General features: G+C 72.8%; 14 protein-coding genes. 9 read left to right on the top strand and 5 right to left on the bottom strand.

Annotated elements, in window-relative coordinates; all coding sequences use genetic code 11:
• The first annotated feature begins 13 nt into the window (after positions 1 to 13).
• Genes BCL76_RS29600 through BCL76_RS29590 form a run of 3 tightly spaced genes read left to right on the top strand, consistent with a single transcriptional unit; the run spans position 14 to position 4,004 of the window.
• Positions 14 to 2,095, top strand: coding sequence for a helix-turn-helix domain-containing protein (locus BCL76_RS29600; protein ID WP_258309965.1), 2,082 nt, complete (start codon positions 14 to 16; stop codon positions 2,093 to 2,095).
• Complete coding sequence (locus BCL76_RS40035; protein WP_109782429.1) at positions 2,092 to 3,075, top strand: hypothetical protein; 984 nt, start codon at positions 2,092 to 2,094, stop codon at positions 3,073 to 3,075. The genes BCL76_RS29600 and BCL76_RS40035 overlap by 4 nt, the downstream gene beginning before the upstream one ends.
• Positions 3,072 to 4,004 (top strand): DUF6339 family protein, encoded by a 933-nt coding sequence (locus BCL76_RS29590; RefSeq protein WP_258309964.1) that lies wholly within the window; start codon positions 3,072 to 3,074, stop codon positions 4,002 to 4,004. The genes BCL76_RS40035 and BCL76_RS29590 overlap by 4 nt, the downstream gene beginning before the upstream one ends.
• Here BCL76_RS29590 and BCL76_RS29585 read toward each other — a convergent pair.
• The 4 genes from BCL76_RS29585 to BCL76_RS29570 all read right to left on the bottom strand — a co-directional run bounded on the left by BCL76_RS29585 (position 3,995) and on the right by BCL76_RS29570 (position 8,000).
• Positions 3,995 to 5,347, bottom strand: coding sequence for a DNA cytosine methyltransferase (locus BCL76_RS29585; RefSeq protein ID WP_109782428.1), 1,353 nt, complete (start codon positions 5,345 to 5,347; stop codon positions 3,995 to 3,997). The two genes, BCL76_RS29590 and BCL76_RS29585, sit on opposite strands and share 10 nt — an antisense overlap.
• Positions 5,344 to 6,399, bottom strand: coding sequence for a DNA cytosine methyltransferase (locus BCL76_RS29580; protein ID WP_109782427.1), 1,056 nt, complete (start codon positions 6,397 to 6,399; stop codon positions 5,344 to 5,346). Before BCL76_RS29580 ends, BCL76_RS29585 begins: the two co-directional genes overlap by 4 nt.
• A 51-nt stretch (positions 6,400 to 6,450) precedes the next feature.
• Positions 6,451 to 6,873, bottom strand: coding sequence for a very short patch repair endonuclease (locus BCL76_RS29575; protein ID WP_109782426.1), 423 nt, complete (start codon positions 6,871 to 6,873; stop codon positions 6,451 to 6,453).
• Between the two features lie 122 nt (positions 6,874 to 6,995).
• Positions 6,996 to 8,000 carry a tetratricopeptide repeat protein gene (locus BCL76_RS29570; RefSeq protein WP_109782425.1) on the bottom strand — a complete coding sequence of 335 codons (1,005 nt, stop codon included), beginning with the start codon at positions 7,998 to 8,000 and terminating at the stop codon, positions 6,996 to 6,998.
• Between the two features lie 56 nt (positions 8,001 to 8,056).
• On the opposite strand from BCL76_RS29570, the gene BCL76_RS29565 reads away from it, so the two are divergent.
• The 4 genes from BCL76_RS29565 (at position 8,057) to BCL76_RS29550 (ending at position 11,242) form a co-directional block, all read left to right on the top strand.
• Positions 8,057 to 8,908: a class E sortase gene (locus tag BCL76_RS29565; RefSeq protein ID WP_109782424.1), complete on the top strand. Its 852-nt coding sequence runs from the start codon at positions 8,057 to 8,059 to the stop codon at positions 8,906 to 8,908.
• 82 nt (positions 8,909 to 8,990) lie between these two features.
• On the top strand, positions 8,991 to 9,341 hold the full coding sequence (locus tag BCL76_RS29560) for a DUF6412 domain-containing protein (RefSeq protein WP_219933987.1): 351 nt from the start codon (positions 8,991 to 8,993) through the stop codon (positions 9,339 to 9,341).
• Between the two features lie 114 nt (positions 9,342 to 9,455).
• Positions 9,456 to 10,226, top strand: coding sequence for a YidC/Oxa1 family membrane protein insertase (locus BCL76_RS29555; RefSeq protein WP_109782423.1), 771 nt, complete (start codon positions 9,456 to 9,458; stop codon positions 10,224 to 10,226).
• Between the two features lie 158 nt (positions 10,227 to 10,384).
• The gene (locus BCL76_RS29550; protein WP_109782422.1) at positions 10,385 to 11,242 is read left to right on the top strand and encodes a fumarylacetoacetate hydrolase family protein; all 858 of its coding nucleotides are present in this window, start codon (positions 10,385 to 10,387) and stop codon (positions 11,240 to 11,242) included.
• A 102-nt stretch (positions 11,243 to 11,344) separates the two neighbouring features.
• On the opposite strand, the gene BCL76_RS29545 is transcribed toward BCL76_RS29550, so the two are convergent.
• Positions 11,345 to 12,466: a Gfo/Idh/MocA family protein gene (locus BCL76_RS29545; protein WP_109782421.1), complete on the bottom strand. Its 1,122-nt coding sequence runs from the start codon at positions 12,464 to 12,466 to the stop codon at positions 11,345 to 11,347.
• Between the two features lie 56 nt (positions 12,467 to 12,522).
• On the opposite strand from BCL76_RS29545, the gene BCL76_RS29540 reads away from it, so the two are divergent.
• Together BCL76_RS29540 and BCL76_RS29535 are read left to right on the top strand one after the other, a co-directional pair.
• On the top strand, positions 12,523 to 13,620 hold the full coding sequence (locus BCL76_RS29540; RefSeq protein WP_375137978.1) for an ROK family transcriptional regulator: 1,098 nt from the start codon (positions 12,523 to 12,525) through the stop codon (positions 13,618 to 13,620).
• Between the two features lie 422 nt (positions 13,621 to 14,042).
• Positions 14,043 to 14,786, top strand: a complete 744-nt coding sequence (locus BCL76_RS29535; protein ID WP_109782420.1) for a hypothetical protein — start codon at positions 14,043 to 14,045, stop codon at positions 14,784 to 14,786.
• The last annotated feature ends 109 nt before the right edge of the window (positions 14,787 to 14,895 follow it).

The raw sequence follows: 14,895 nt of genomic DNA, 5'->3' as shown, positions 1-14,895 counted from the left end.
GTGCTGACGGATCGTGGTCGACAACTACGGAGCCTGGCTGGGGCGGCAGTTGCAGCGACAGGGGATGACCCAGACCGAGCTCGCGGCCCAGGTGAACGTCACCCGGGCCGCCGTGTCCACGTGGGTGAGCGGCCGGGTGACACCCAGACCCGACACCCTGAAACTCATAGAGGAAGCCCTCGGGGTGGTCCCCGGCGCCTCCCTGTCGATGGACGAGACCGTCGGGCACGAGCGGCTCACCTGGTACCACCGTCCCGCACACGTCGACGGCGGGCGCGAGTACGGTAACGCCGCCGCGTTCGCCTTCGACGCCGACCTCTCGGTCCTCGCGCGCGAAGCGACCCAGAACAGTCTTGACGAGATCCTCGACACCGGCCGACCGGTCCGCATCCGGCACGTCCTCCACGAGATCTCCGGGGAACGACTCGACGCCTTCCGCCGGGTGATGCGCTGGGACGCGCTGCGGGAGCACTACGAGTCCGCCGCGAGCGCGGGCAACAAGGCCTCCCGCGCACTGGCGCGGGCCCTGCGCGACATCGAGGACCGTGGCAGCCTGGTCCTGCTGCGCGTCGACGACTACAACGCGAACGGGCTGACCGGCGACGACTACGACGACGGCCGGTTCGCCGCGGTCGTCAGGCGCCAACTGGACAGCGTGAAGTCCAACGCCAGCGCCGGTGGATCCTTCGGCCTCGGCAAGGCGACCCTCTGGTCGGCCAGCTCCTTGGGCATGGTCCTGATCAACAGCACCCTGAGCCGGCCGCACGACGGGCACCGGGAACGGCGCCTCATCGGCCGGATCGACCTCCCCTGGCACACCGTCGGCGACCAGGCGTACGCCGGCCCCGCCTGGTTGGGCGAGGCCGACCCCGACCGGGACGGCGCGGCCCGCTCCTGGTGGGCGGACGATGCCACGGTCGAGGCACTGCACCTGAAGCGCGACGGCGACGAGCCCGGGACCTCCTTCCTCGTCGTCGGCGCACACCAGGGGGACGACGAGGACGCCGACCTGGAAGCGCTGCACGAGAAGCTGTCGGCCGGGCTGGGGCGGAACTTCTGGGCCTCGATGATCTCCGCCCCGGGATCCGAGCCCCTCGTCGAGGCATCGGTCGTGGCCCTGCGCGACGGCGTCGAGGTCGTCGCCGAGCGGCGCGTGGTCCCCGACGAGTACGAGCCGGCCCGCGCGCGTGCGCTGCGCGCCTATCTCGAAGGGGCGACGGTCGATCGACTGACCGCACCCGATCAGGTCGTCGAGCGACGCGTCGGACTCGACGTACCGCCCCTGCGCTCCCCGCAGACCGAGGCGGACGGCAAGCCGGTCCGGCACGAGGCCGTCCTGCTCGTCACCGCCGCCGAACCGGACGACCCGCGCCCCAACCAACTGGTCTGCATGCGGGGCAACCGCATGGTGGTCATGACACAGACCATCAACCCCCCGCTCGGCGGGAACGCCTACCAGGCCCTGCTGCTCGCGGGCACCGCCTCCGGCGACTCCTCCGAAGGCGCACGCGCGGCGGAACGCTTCCTGCGTACGGCCGAGCCGCCCGAGCACGACACCTGGAAGCGCACCGAGGACCTCGTCGTCACCTACGCGCGCGGCGTCGTACGCAGCATCGGCGAGTTCCGCTCCGCGATGCGCGAAGGGGTCCTGGCCGTCGTCGCCACCCGCAACGACGCCCCCGCGCAGGACGAGGTCATTCCCTCCGTCCTGCGCGAGGTGCTGCGCATCGACGCCCCCAAGGGGCCGCCCCGCAACGCGCGCAGCCACCCCCAGGTCGACGACGTCGACGGCCACGTCGACGACACCGGCGCGTGGCAGGTCCGGGTCGAGGTCGATCTGCCGCCGCAGACGGATCCGTGGACGCTCGTCCCCGTCCTGCGCTTCGTCACCCGCTCGGGTCCCAAGCCCGTCGTGAAGTGGGCCCGGCTGGTCGCCGAGCGCAACTGCGAGGTGACCGCCGAAGGGTCCCTGCTGTTCAAGGCGGGCGCCCGTACGGCTGTCTTCAGCGGGGAGAGCGACGTGCAGGACCATCCCGTACCCGCTCGGCACGCCCGCGTCGAGGTGGACGTGCAGCGCGCGAAGGAGTCGATGTGAAGCAGCTCGTCCCCTACCCGACCCTGCGCCGATCCGACGGACCCACCACGATCGAGGTGCGGGAGGGACGCGTCGACGACGACGCCCTGCCGCTGGAACTCGTCAACCGGCAGGAACGCCGGGTCGCCGTGCACGGCGTGGGCTACGCCGACTGGTCCACCGCGCGCCTCGGCGTCCGGATGCGGGTCCCCGCGGTGGCCGACGCCGAGGGCCGGGGCTGGCGGGACGTGCGCGCGGCGGTGACGGTCGCCAACCGGACGTCCCACGTGCGCTCGGTGACCTCGCTCCGCCAGGACGCCTCCGGCGACTGGGTCGGTGAGGTACGCGTCGACCGCGACGAGCACCTGGGACGGCTGCAGCTCACCGGCATCGTCACGGCGACGGTCGACGGAGTGCCGGGCCGGCTCATCGGCTCGGCCGAGGACGCCTGGACCGTGGACGTGGACTCCCGGACCGCCCACCGGGAGCAGGACATCCGGATGACGGAGGTCGACTTCGGCTCCGACGAGCACCCCCATCTCCACGACTTCCGGCACAACGAATGGGCGATCGACGCGAACGGCGCCGTACCCACCGTCTACGTGAACACCGCCCTCGAAGGTGTCGCGCGGCTGCTCGGCGCACCCGCGCGAGGTATGTCCCCCGCGGAGAGCGCCCTGCAGAAGGCGCTCGCCGCCAAGCTCGGCACGGATCTGTGGGTGACCCTGTTCCACAGTGCCGCGGACGAGGTCTTCGCCGAGGACGGCGAACCCCAATGGCCGGGCGGCTGGCGGGACAACGTCCTCAAGCGGATGCTGCCCGACGTGTGCCCCGACCTCTCCCCGTCCGACGCGCTGCGGGAACTGCTGTCCCGCCGGGTCGGCGGCGCGGGTCGGGATCTGCACATGCGCGTACTCCACGCGGCCGGGCGACAGTCACGGTCGGCACGCTCGCTGGGCGAGGCATTGCGGGACATCACGAAGGGGAGCGCGAAGCAGTGAGCTGGGAATCCGTCTACGAAGGGGCGGCCGCCGCACCCGAGCGGCTCGCGCTCCTTCCCGATGCCGTGGCGCGGCGTGAACTCGACGACGAGGTTCTGAGCGGCCGGAGCGCGCTGCCCCACGAGAAGCTGGATCGCAGCTCACGCGCGTTCGAGGACGAAGGCGACCGATGGCGTGCGCGGCCCGTACGCGAGCTGTTCGACGCCGCGATGCGCCGCTTCGTCGAGGCCCGGCCCGGAGCCAGTGACGCCTGGCTCGCCCCCCGCCTGCACGCGACGCTACGACTGACCCGCAGGGAAGCCGGCGACTCGGAACTCTGGAACCATCTGGCGTTGCGCGTCGCACCGGACTACGTCCTGTGGCGGTGGCTCGGCAGCGAGAACGAGAACGCCGGCGGCAGCGGCGGCGGTGGGGGCGAGGCACGGGTCAACCCGCGGCGCTTCACGGGCCCCTTCCACGTCCAGGCCATGGCCCGGCTGTGGTGGGCCGCCGAGATATACCGCGACGGACGCAGCTACGCGACGGCGGAGGCGGCCTGCGCCAACCAGGAGATGTTCAACTCCGCACTGCGCCAAGACGTGTTCCTGCACCGGCCCACGGCCCAGACCGTGATCCGGATGCTGCGCGACGGCACCGTGACCAGTACCAGGGCGGCGAACGCGCTCATCAAGGCGGTCAACACCGCCGGGAGCACGATCCAGTACGAACTGGTCGCCCCCGACGAGCCGTTGGACACCAAGGCCCGGCGTCTGTGGATAGCGGACCTCACCTACGCCCCACCCGTCCCGCACGATTCCCTGCCGGACGGACCGGACGACGGAGAGGTGGACTTCTCCTCGGTCGCCCGGCTGCTCCCCCTCTTCCAGGAGCTGTTCACCACCGCGCCGGTCCGTGGCCGGGAGGAGCCGGTGGAGAATCCCTACGCCTGAGCCGTGCCCGACGCCAGGTCCTCGGCCGCGTTCCGGTCGTCGAGGCCCGCCCCGCCCTGGAGGGCCCGGTAGACGTGCTCGGCGAGAGCCCGCGCCAGCGGCACCGGTACCGCGTTGCCGATCTGGCGCGCGATCTGGGACTTGCTTCCGCACCACCGGAACTCGTCGGGGAATCCCTGGATGCGTGACGCCTCGTGGTGGGTGATCGGGCGGTCGGCCACCGGGTGCAGATACCGACCCTTCTCCGGCTTGAAGAATTCGGTGCGAATCGTCACGGAGGGCTTTTCCCACACGAGCCGGCCCATGACGTCACCGGAGCCGCTGTTGTGCCGGTTCCAGCTCTCGGTCGAGAGCGGGACCAGCTTTCCCTCCACGAGAGCCGGGGGCGCGTTCCTCAGCGCGTGCCGGTTCTGACCCGGCCGGATGGCCCGATAGCGGGCCAAGGAGAGCTCGGTCGGCTGGCGACCGATGTGCAGCGATTCGCCCGTGAACGGTCCCGGGATCTTCTCCCGGAGCCGCGCGACGAACTCCTTGTCGAGGACGCCCGTCTCCGTGACCTTCCGGGAAATGGTGACGGACGGGACGTTCTCGTCGTTGAGTTCCGGGAGATCGAGCCGGCTCGTCCGGTAGGGGATCGGGTCCTTCTCGCCGTCCAAGCATTGCTTGAGGGTCTTCCAGGCCTTCGGTTCCCCGGCCGCGAAGAGGCCGACCTGGCCCGCCTTGCCGGCGCCCGCGTGCGTGGGGGCGGGGTAGGAGATGTGCCGTTTCCCCCGCACGCCGATCACGATCGTCCGCTTCCGCAGCTGCGCGGCGCCGTAGTCGGCCGCGTTGAGGACCTGAGGATCCTCCAGCGTGTACCCGAGGTCGAGAAAGGCGCTCTTCAGGTCGGCGAGCTGGGTGGACGAATTGAACCGCTCGACATTCTCGATGATGAAGATGCGCGGCTGCACCAATTCGACGATTTTGAAATACTCTTCCCAGAGCCGGTTGCGCGGATCGTTCGGGTCGCCCTTGCCGAGCCCGGAAAAGCCCTGACAGGGCGGACCGCCCAGGATCACATCGGCGTGCAGGCCCTTCGCCCTGACGATGTCCACCCAATCCGCGATGTCACCCAGGAAGAAGTGATGGTCGCTCCCGGTGGTGTCGTCCGCCCATTTCTCGAAATTCGTGAAATAGGTCAGAGCGGCCGCGGGATCGATCTCGACCCCGGCAAGGGGAGCGAAGGCATGCAGGCCGCCGTCCTTCATGGTGTCCCGGGAGAACTCGAAGAAGCCCCGGGTGAAGCCGCCGCAGCCCGCGAAGAGATCGACGACTTTGTAGGGGGGCTTGTGCTCGGAGTTCATGGCGCGAGTCTAGCCGGCGTCGGGCCGTCCGCGGGCCGGAGGGCGATCTCCGGCCGGAGGGCGAGCGCGGGCCGCAGGGCGAGCGCGAGCGCACCACCGACCGCCGCTGCCACGGGAGGTGGGCACGCGTTGCCGATCTGGCGGTACGAGGACGTCTTGCGGCCGGCGAGCACCCAGTCGGCGGGGAATCCCTGAAGACGCGTCACTTGCGGGACGGTGAGCTTGGGGAGCAGGTCGTCGGGGTCCGAGGTGTCCGGTACGTCGTCCCCGATGCCACCCCCGTTCACGCCGAGCCGCTGCCACGCGCGCTTCGACCCGGTCGGGCCGAGGTCCGGACCGCCGCGCTTGTCCGAGCCGCCGACGATCGTCGGAGCGGGTTCGTCGGCGCGCCGGGCCCACGCGGCCGCACCGGGCCAGCCTCTGCGGGCCATCGACTCGTACAGGACCGTGCCGACGCTCGGTGGGGGCGGACCGGACGGCTCCGGCCACGCGAACCGCCCGAAGTCGAGATCCCGTAGCGCGACCAGGAAGCCGTGCGGGCGCTGCTGCGGAACCCCGAAGTCGAGGGCGTTGAGCACACCCCACGAGGAGCGGTAGCCGACCTCCCGCAGGTTCTCCTCCACCCACCGCCGGGTCGGCGCGTACGCGTCGGCGAGGGCGAGCCCGGGGATGTTCTCCACCAGGACCGCGCGGGGCAGGGCGGCCTGCGCCAGCCAGATCGTGGCCTTCAGCAGGTACCGCTCCTCGTCCGAGTCCTTGCGCATGGTCGAGGCCGCCGAAGGCAGCCGGGGCAGACCGGCCGCCAGGAGATCGACACAGGTGCCTTCGGCGAACAGATCCGGACGGTCGGACGGCAGGAAGTCACGGATGTCCTGCTCCAGCACGGTCCAGTCCGGGCGGTTGCCGCGCAGGGTGGCGCAGGAGTCGGGCTTGGTGTCCAACAGCGCGATCGGGTCGAAACCGGCCGCCTCCAGTCCCAGCGTCAGACCGCCGGCGCCGGCACACAGCTCCAGCGAGGTGAGCCGGTCCGGGTCCGGTCCCGAGAGCGCCATGTCGTCCTGTCCGCGTCGGTCGGACGCATGTCGATCGCCCGGAAGGGCCGGTCAGCCGTTCGTCGTGCCGCGGCGGACGTCGATGACGCGGGCCGCCACGGACTCCGGCGTCTCGTGCTCCCAGAACCGCAGGACGGTCCAGCCCGCCGCCGCCAACAGCTCGCTCGTCTCGCGATCCCGTGCCATGTTCTTGTCGAGCTTCTCGCGCCACCACTGAGCGTTGGACTTCGGCTGCGTCGCGTGCTCGGGGCACCCGTGCCAGAAACATCCGTCGAGGAAGACGGCGACCTTGGCCCCGGGGAAGGCGATGTCGATGGTGCGCCGCGGCATGCCGGGCACCTTCACCTGCAGGCGATAGCGCAGGCCCGCCGCGTGCAGCAGTCTGCGCACGGCCAGTTCGGGGGTGGTGTTCCGGCGCGCCTGGCGACTCATCCGGGCCGACACGGAGGGGGAGGAAGGCACAGCCACGATCATGACGGTTTCCCTCCTCCTCCACTTTTCGCCCGCTGAAGCCGATGGTACGTAATCACCGGACCGGCTTCATCGTGTGCCGGGCCGGACCGGCCGGACCGGCCGGACCGGCCGGATCGCCCCGCTCAGCCGCCGGACACCTCGTGGCACTCCGCGTACGGCTTGCCCGAGCCGCACCAGCAGGACGCGGTGGGGATCGGGGGCCAGACGGTGGCCTTGCCGCGGGCCGCCAGGGTCGTGGCGTACTCGGCGAGGAGGGACGGGGAGGCCGGGGAGGTCTTCTCCGAGGCCGCGAAGGCCTCGTAGGAGGGGACACTCGCTGTGACGATGCCCAGGTTCGTGGTGCCCGAGGCGGCCAGCGCGCGCAGCGAGCTCTCGATCTCCCGCAGGTGGGCCTCGTGCGAGGGGTACTCGGAGGCCAGGGTCGGGTAGCTGGTCAGCAGCTCCGACAGTTCGCGCTGCGGCCAGTGCAGGATCGCCACCGGGAAGGGCCGGGAGAGGGCCGCACGGCGGTCGCCCAGTTCGGCGCGCAGGCGGGCGATCTCGGCGCGCAGCTCGGCGGGGTCGTCGGAGCCCAGGGCCCAGATGCGCTTGGGGTCGTGGAGCTCGTCGAGGGGGATCGGGCCGATGTGGCGGGTGTCCGCGACCATGTCCCAGTCGTCGTGCGGGAGCCCGAGGAGGCGGCGCACCCGGTGACGGCCCGTGAGCAGGGCGGTGGTGGCCGGGGTCAGCGGGTCGTCCTCCGCGATGAGGAGGGTGGCCGCTTCGGTGAAGCAGTCGTGCGAGGCCTCCAACTCGTCGTGGGCCTCCAGGGCTTCCGCGATGACCTCCCACGGTGCCGGTTCCTTGGGCGAGGCGGCGCGGATGCCCGAGATGAGGGCGCGGGCCTCCGCCTCGTGGCCGTACTCCCAGAGGTTCGCCGCCTGGAGGGCCTTGATCAGGTGGGGGTCGGACGGTGAGGAGGACAGGAGTTGGTCGTACAGGGCACTCGCCCGGTCGCGTGCGTCGGCCAGTTCGAGGTGGGCCGCGGCCTGGAGGAGCAAGGGCTCCTGGTCCTCGGGGTAGCGGGTCGCCGTGCGGATGAGGCGCTCGGCTTCGGCGATGTGCTCGGCAGGCGTGTCGGGGCGCATGGTTCACACCGTACTGCCGCTGGTCAGTTGACGGGGGAGGACTTAAGGTGCCGCCCGTGCGAGATCGCGTACCTGTGGTGGTGCAGGGGAGCGGCCGGCGGGGGCGCCGGGCCGGTCTCGCGGGGGTGTTGTGGGCGGGCGCCGAGCTGATCGTCACCGTGGGAGTGGTGGTCCTGTTGCTGGTCCTGCACCAGGTGTGGTGGACCAATCGGCAGGCCGCGGCCGCCGCGCAGGAGCAGGTCCAGGCCCTGGAGCGGGCCTGGGGCGAGGGTTCCGCCGACGGTTCCGGGGCGGAGGAGGCGGGGGCCGGGGCGGGGGCCGAGGCGGAGGCCGGTTCCGGGGCCGGTGGTGGTCCGACGGTCGGGCCGGAGCCGAGCGGGTCGGCGGACGCCGGCGCGGCGCCCGCGGCGACCAGGACCGCGCGACCCGCCGCGGGGACGCCCGCGCGGGACCGGGCGTACGCCGTGCTGCGCGTCCCGCGCCTCGGGCTGGTCGTCCCCGTCGCGCAGGGCGTCGACAAGCGGGCCGTCCTGGACAAGGGCTACGCCGGGCAGTACCCGGGGACCGCCGGGCCGGGGGAGCGGGGGAACTTCGCGCTGGCCGGGCACCGGAACACGCACGGCGAGCCGTTCCGGTACATCAACCGGCTGCGGGCGGGCGACGAACTGATCGTGGACCTGCGCGGGCGCCGCTACACGTACGTCGTCGGGAAGATCCTGAACGAGACCACCGAACGGGACACCGGGGTCATCGCGCCCGTGCCGCGCAGCGTGGTGAAACCGGACCAGGGGTACGGCGAGCCCGGGGCGTACATCACACTCACCACCTGCACGCCCGAGTACAGCTCGAAGTACCGGCTGGTGGTCTGGGGGACGCTCCGGTCGTCCGGGCCGTCCGCGCCGTCCTGACCGATCGGGTTGTCGGTGGGTCCGGCTACCATCGGTGTCGTAAGGGAGTTCGCGCACGGGAGTGGAGAAGGGGGAGGTCCGTATGGGTCGGCAACGACGCGACGGTGACCTGCTGTCCTTCACCCTGTTCGCGCGGACCTCGCGGGCCCTTGCCGTGCTGCTCCCGCTCGTGCTGCTCGGGGGACTCCTCGGGCTGTTCGCCGGGGAGAGCGGGCTGGGCGCCGTCGTGGTCGCCCTCGCGGCCACCGTCGCCGTGGGCACCGAGGCGCTCGCCGCCGCCGCACGGCTCGTGCGGCCCGTGCCGCCGCACCGCATACGCACCGCGATCCGTGATCGCGAGCAGCGCACGGCTTTCCTGCCGCAGCGTGATCCCGATGCCTCGGGCCGGTCGAGGCCCAGGGCGCCCGGCCGTCTCGTCCCGACGGCCGCGTAGGGGCGCGCAGTACTTCTCGCCTTCTGCTGACTGATCACTGTTGTCGCCCCTCGCGGGTCGTCACGCCGAAATGCATCTCTTTCGACGTTCGACGAGACCCCTCGGAGGGCCCACGTGTCCGTTTTCACCCACCTTGTTGCTGAGCTGGGCCGGCTTCTGGAGCCGGTACTGGCGCAGTCCGCGACCGCTGCCGCGATCGTGCTGTTCACCGTGCTCGTACGCCTCGCGCTGCACCCGCTGAGCCGGGCCGCCTTCCGCGGGGCGACTCCGGCGGCGGGGTGCCTGCCGATGCTGCTGCAACTGCCGGTGTTCTTCGTGATGTACCAGGCCTTCTCCTCCGCCGAGGTGGGCGGGAAGGCGAACGAGCTGCTCGGGCACCGGCTCTTCGCCGCGCCGCTGGGGGACCGGTGGACCGACGCGCTGGGCGAGGGCGGCCTCTTCGGGGCGCAGGGGCTGGTGTTCCTCGGACTGTTCGGGGCGATCGCGGTGGTGGCCGCGTGGAGCGCGGTGCGCGGGCGCCGCTCGGCCGCCTCGGTCGCGGCGGCCGCTGCCGCCGCCACGGCCGCCGGCTCGAAGAAGCCGGCCGGCCGCGGCGCGCCCCAGGGCAAGGCGGGGGCCAAGGCCGGGGTCAAGGCGGGTGCCGGTGCCGGTGCCGGGGTCATGGCCGAGGTGAGCGCCGAGCAGCAGGAGGTCATGCGCAAGCTGGGCGGCGTACTGCCCCTGCTCTCGTTCGGGACGTTGATCACGGCCGCCGTGGTGCCGCTGGCCGCCGGGCTCTACCTGCTGACCACCACCGCTTGGTCGGTGGCAGAGCGCGCCTGGCTCCAGCACCGCAAGGAGCGGGCGGAGCGGTCGGCGGAGCAGCGGGTGGAGCAGCCGGCGTAGCGGGCGGCGGATGGAGGCGGGCGTTCCAGTCCGTGAACAGGGTCTTGCGGATTGGGTGGACATCTTGGAGGATCGACCAAATCCTCCGATGGCCGCAACCCATCGGCCGGCCCTGGGCGCGCCCCGGGCCGACCACCCACGACCACGGGAGAATGCCCATGAAGCTGCTGCGTGTCGGACCCGTAGGGTCGGAACGCCCCGCGCTGCTCGACCGGGACGGGACCCTGCGTGACCTGTCCGGCCTGATCACGGATGTGGACGGCGGCCTGCTGGCCGACGACTCCGTGCTGACCCGGGTGCGGGACGCGGCCGAGTCCGGCGAGCTTCCGGTCCTGGACGCCGAAGGCCTGCGCATCGGGGCCCCGGTCGGCCGCATCGGCAAGGTCGTGGGCATCGGCCTGAACTACTTCGGCCACGCCGCCGAGATCGGCGCGGAGGCGCCGGCCGAGCCGATCCTGTTCCTGAAGGCCGCGGACACCGTGGTCGGCCCCGACGACACCGTGCTGATCCCGCGCGGCAGCGTGAAGACGGACTGGGAGGCCGAGCTCGGCGTCGTCATCGGCAGCACCGCCCGCTACCTGGACTCCGCCGTGCAGGGCCTCGCACACGTCGGCGGCTACGTGCTGGTCAACGACGTCTCGGAGCGCGAGTTCCAGATCGAGCGCGGCGGCACCTGGGACAAGGGCAAGAACTGCGAGACCTTCACCCCGATCGGCCCCTGGCTGCTCACCGCCGACGAGGTCCCGAACCCGCAGGTCCTGGACGTGAAGCTGTGGGTCAACGGTGAGCTCAAGCAGGACGGCAACACGTCGGACCAGATCTTCCCGGTCGGCGAGGTCGTCCGGTACCTGAGCCACTTCATGACGCTGTACCCGGGCGACGTCATCGTCACCGGTACGCCCGCCGGCGTGGCGATGGGCCAGCCGGAGCCGAAGCCCTACCTGCGGGCGGGTGACGTCGTGGAGGTGGAGATCGAGGGTCTCGGCCGTCAGCGCCAGGAGTTCAAGGGCGCCTAGCCCAACGCGTGGCCGGAGGGGGAAGGGGCGGGGCCGCATCGGCGGCCCCGCCCCTTCGGCGACCGCCCTCGGCCCGGTCCGCCGTCCCGTCGCGCGGCGGCCTCAGCCGGACGCGGACCCCGTGGCGGGGATCTCCACGACCACGCCCTCCTCGGACGACCGGCGGGCCGCCTCCAGCACGTCGAGGCAGTGCGCGGCCTCCAGCGCCGTCACGGGCGCGGGCCCGCCCGTGCGCAGCGCGGCCGCCACCGCCGCGTAGTAGGCCGGGTAGTCGCCCTGCTCGGTCGGGACCGGGATGCCGCCGCCGGTCAGCGGGGACTCGCCGGAGCCGAGCCGCCCCCACAGATGCGGGGGCTCCTCGCCCCAGGGCAGGTCCCCGCCCGGCCGCAGCCCCTCCCGCAGGGCGCCCTCCTGCGGGTCGAGGCCGTACTTCACGTAGCCGGCCCGGGAGCCCAGGACGCGCAGTCGCGGTCCGAGCTGGGCGGTGGTCGCGCTGACGTAGAGGTGGGAGCGGACCCCGTTCGCGTGCGTGAGCGCGAGGAAGGTGTCGTCGTCTGTCTCGGCGCCCGGGCGGCGCACGTCGGTCTCCGCGTAGACCCGTACGGCCGGGCCGAAGAGCACCAGCGCCTGGTCCACGACGTGGCTGCCGAGGTCGTAGAGCAGGCCGCCGATCTCCTCCGGGGCGCCCGACTCGCGCCATCCGCCCTTCAGCTGGGGGCGCCAGCGCTCGAACCGGGACTCGAAGCGCTGGACCTCGCCGAGCTCGCCGTCGGCGATGAGGCGGCGCAGCGTCAGGAAGTCGTTGTCCCAGCGGCGGTTCTGGAACACGGAGAGGAACGTTCCGCTGCGGTCCGCGAGGGCGGCGAGCGCGCGGGCCTCGGCGGCGGTGGCGGCGATCGGCTTGTCCACGACCACCGGGATGCCGGCTTCGAGCGCGGTGGTGGCGAGCGGGACGTGCGTCCGGTTGGGGGAGGCGATCACGACCAGGTCGAGGTCCCGGTCCCACAGCTCGGCGGCGGTGGCGGCGATGTGCACGTCGGGGAACTCCGTGCGGGCCTGGCTCTGCCGGGCCGGGTCGGAGGTGACGACGGTGTCGAGGGTGAGCCCGTCGGTAGCGGCAACGAGGGGGCCGTGGAAGACGGAACCGGCGAGTCCGTAGCCGATGAGGCCGACGCGCAGCGGGGCGGGAGGGGTGGGGGAGACAGGGGTGGCGGGGGTGCTCATGGGCTCCACTTTGGCAACAGTGTTGCCGAAGTGCAAGGAAGGTGGACAATGGGCATGTGAACAGCGGGAGCGGTGACGGGCGCGGCGGGGTGAACCTGCCGACGCTGCGCGGGTACAACGAGGCGCTGATGCTGGATCTGCTGCGCGGCGCGGGTCCGGAGGGCTTGGGCCGCGCCGAACTCGCGGCCCGCGCGGGACTCACCCCGCAGGCCGTCAGCAAGATCACGGCCCGGCTCGGCGCGGACGGGCTGATCGCGGAGGCCGGGCGCGCCGCGTCCACCGGCGGCAAGCCACGCACCCTGCTCCGGCTGGTGCCGGAGGCGCGGCACGCGGTCGGAGTGCACCTGGACCGGGACGAACTCCGGGTGGTACGGGTCGACCTGGCGGGCCACGTCGTCGCCGAGGACCGTGGCCCACTGGACTTCGCGGTCGGTCCGGACGCCGTGCTGGAAGCCGTCGTACGGGCGGTCGCGCGGGTCCGTGAACCGGCCGGGCCGCCGCTGCTGGGCGTGGGAGTGGCCGCGCCGGGGCCGCTCGACCACCGGTCCGGGGTGATGGGCCGGGTGACCGGGTTCCCGGAGTGGGAGGGCTTCCGGATGCGGGAGCTGCTGGAGGGGCGGCTGGGGCTGCCGGTGCTCGTGGACAAGGACACGAACGCGGGTGTGGCTGCCGAGGGGTCCGGACGGTCCGGTGGGTCCGGGCCCGGGACCTCCGTGTACCTGCACGTGGCCACCGGGCTCGGTGCTGGGCTCTGGCTGGGCGGTGGAATCTACCGGGGTGCGCGTTCGGCGGCGGGCGAGTTCGGGCACCAGGTGATCAGCCTGGACGGCCCGCCGTGTCCCTGCGGGGCGCGGGGATGTGCGGAGGTGCTGTGCCTGGGGGCCGTGGCCCGGGGTGATCTCGCCGAGGCGGCGCGGGTCCTGGGCGTGGGGGCGGCCAACCTGGTCGCGCTGCTGGACGTGGACCGGGTGCTGCTCGGCGGTCGGGCGGTGGCGGCGGCGCCGGGGGTCTTCCTGAGCGGGGTCCGGGAGGTGTTGGTGGAGCGGGCGGCGGTACCGGCCGCCATGCCGGTGGTCGCTCTCGCGCGGGTGGGGGTGGCCGAGGGGGCGGCGGAGCTGGCGCTCGGGCCGACGTTCGGGCGACGGGCGGGGTGAGCCGGTGCCGTGCCGGGTGCCGGGTGGCGGGTGCCGGGTGGCGGTCCGCTGCCGGGTGCGGCGCCGTTGCCGGGGGGCGCTGCCCCCGGGCCCCCGCGCCTCAAACGCCGGCGGGGCTGAAAGAGCGCCTCGAACGCCGGCGGGGCTGAAAGAGCGCCTCGAACGCCGGCGGGGCTGAAAGAGCGCCTCGAACGCCGGCGGGGCTGAGAGAGCGCCTCGAACGCCGGCGGGGCTGATAAATGGCGCGGCGGGGCCGGAAGAGGGGGCGGGGTTGACCTCGTGCGTCATTCGGGCGTAAACCGGAACGACTCAGGCGTGGCTCCCGATGAGGGGTCGCGCGGGGGTGGCAGGGTGCGGGCAGGCCGGGGTGATTGTCACCTCGTCCGATCATCGTCCCGTCCGGCGAGCAGCGAAGGTCTTCCATGCGACTGCGCAAAGCCCTTGCCCTCACCGCAGCCCTCTCCGCCGCCCTGGTCGCCACCACCGCGTCCACCGCCGGAGCCGACATCGGTGCGGGCGGCGGACGCCCCGCACCCGCGCTGCCCTCGCGCGCGCAGGCCACCTGTGGCGACGGGAAGAGCACGGCCTTCCCCATCGGGGCGCGGATCCGCGGCGGTCCGGCCGTGTACCGCACCGGTGCCGGGCCGCAGACCTGGTACCTGGACCTGACCAACACCACCGAGTCCGAGTGCACGGCCATCCACCCGATCGTCGTCTTCACGGACAAGGCCCACACCCTGCGCCCCGCCCACCTGCGCATGGAGTTCGACGCCCCCGGCGGCACCCTTCCCGTCAGCCTGGAGCACAGCGACCGCGACGAGATCATCGCCATCTTCGACGGTGGCGACGCCTTCCCCGGCTTCACCGTCGGCCCCGGCGGCTCCATGACCGTCAAGGTGGGCCTCTCCTTCGCCCCCGACGCGCCCGTCGGCGAGGTCGTCGCCGACGCCGCGCTCGTCCAGCGCAAGGGCGACGACGGCGACTGGATCGGCGAGGCGGGCGGCTACCGGTTCTCCGTCGAGGGGCCGGAGGACCCGATCGAGGCCGGCTCCCTCGCCCACACCGGCCCGCGCGAGTGGGTCTACGGCACGGGCGCCGTGACCGCGCTCGCCACCGGCGGCGGACTGCTGCTGGGAGCCCGCCGGCTGCGCCGTTCCGCACGCTGAACCACGCGTACGGCGGCCGCGGACCGTACGGGCACCGGCCGCGGACCGTACGCCCACCGGTCGCGGGCCGTACGCGGGCCGTCGGCGGACCCGCCCGTGCCCCCGTCGC

The organism is Streptomyces sp. CG 926, from assembly GCF_003148825.1.
In the GTDB taxonomy this organism is placed as follows: domain Bacteria; phylum Actinomycetota; class Actinomycetes; order Streptomycetales; family Streptomycetaceae; genus Streptomyces.
The sequence above is the reverse complement of the archived record's forward strand: the minus strand, read 5'-3'. Positions and strand labels throughout refer to the sequence as shown.

Excerpts from the sequence above, each read along its gene's own strand:
- BCL76_RS29570 (WP_109782425.1), bottom strand. The coding sequence starts at position 8,000 with ATGCGCCCCGACACGCCTGCCGAGCACATCGCCGAAGCCGAGCGCCTC.
- BCL76_RS29535 (WP_109782420.1), top strand. The coding sequence starts at position 14,043 with ATGCGACTGCGCAAAGCCCTTGCCCTCACCGCAGCCCTCTCCGCCGCC.
- BCL76_RS29560 (WP_219933987.1), top strand. The coding sequence starts at position 8,991 with ATGGGTCGGCAACGACGCGACGGTGACCTGCTGTCCTTCACCCTGTTC.
- BCL76_RS29580 (WP_109782427.1), bottom strand. The coding sequence starts at position 6,399 with ATGGCGCTCTCGGGACCGGACCCGGACCGGCTCACCTCGCTGGAGCTG.
- BCL76_RS29545 (WP_109782421.1), bottom strand. The coding sequence starts at position 12,466 with ATGAGCACCCCCGCCACCCCTGTCTCCCCCACCCCTCCCGCCCCGCTG.
- BCL76_RS29550 (WP_109782422.1), top strand. The coding sequence starts at position 10,385 with ATGAAGCTGCTGCGTGTCGGACCCGTAGGGTCGGAACGCCCCGCGCTG.
- BCL76_RS29585 (WP_109782428.1), bottom strand. The coding sequence starts at position 5,347 with ATGAACTCCGAGCACAAGCCCCCCTACAAAGTCGTCGATCTCTTCGCG.
- BCL76_RS29575 (WP_109782426.1), bottom strand. The coding sequence starts at position 6,873 with ATGATCGTGGCTGTGCCTTCCTCCCCCTCCGTGTCGGCCCGGATGAGT.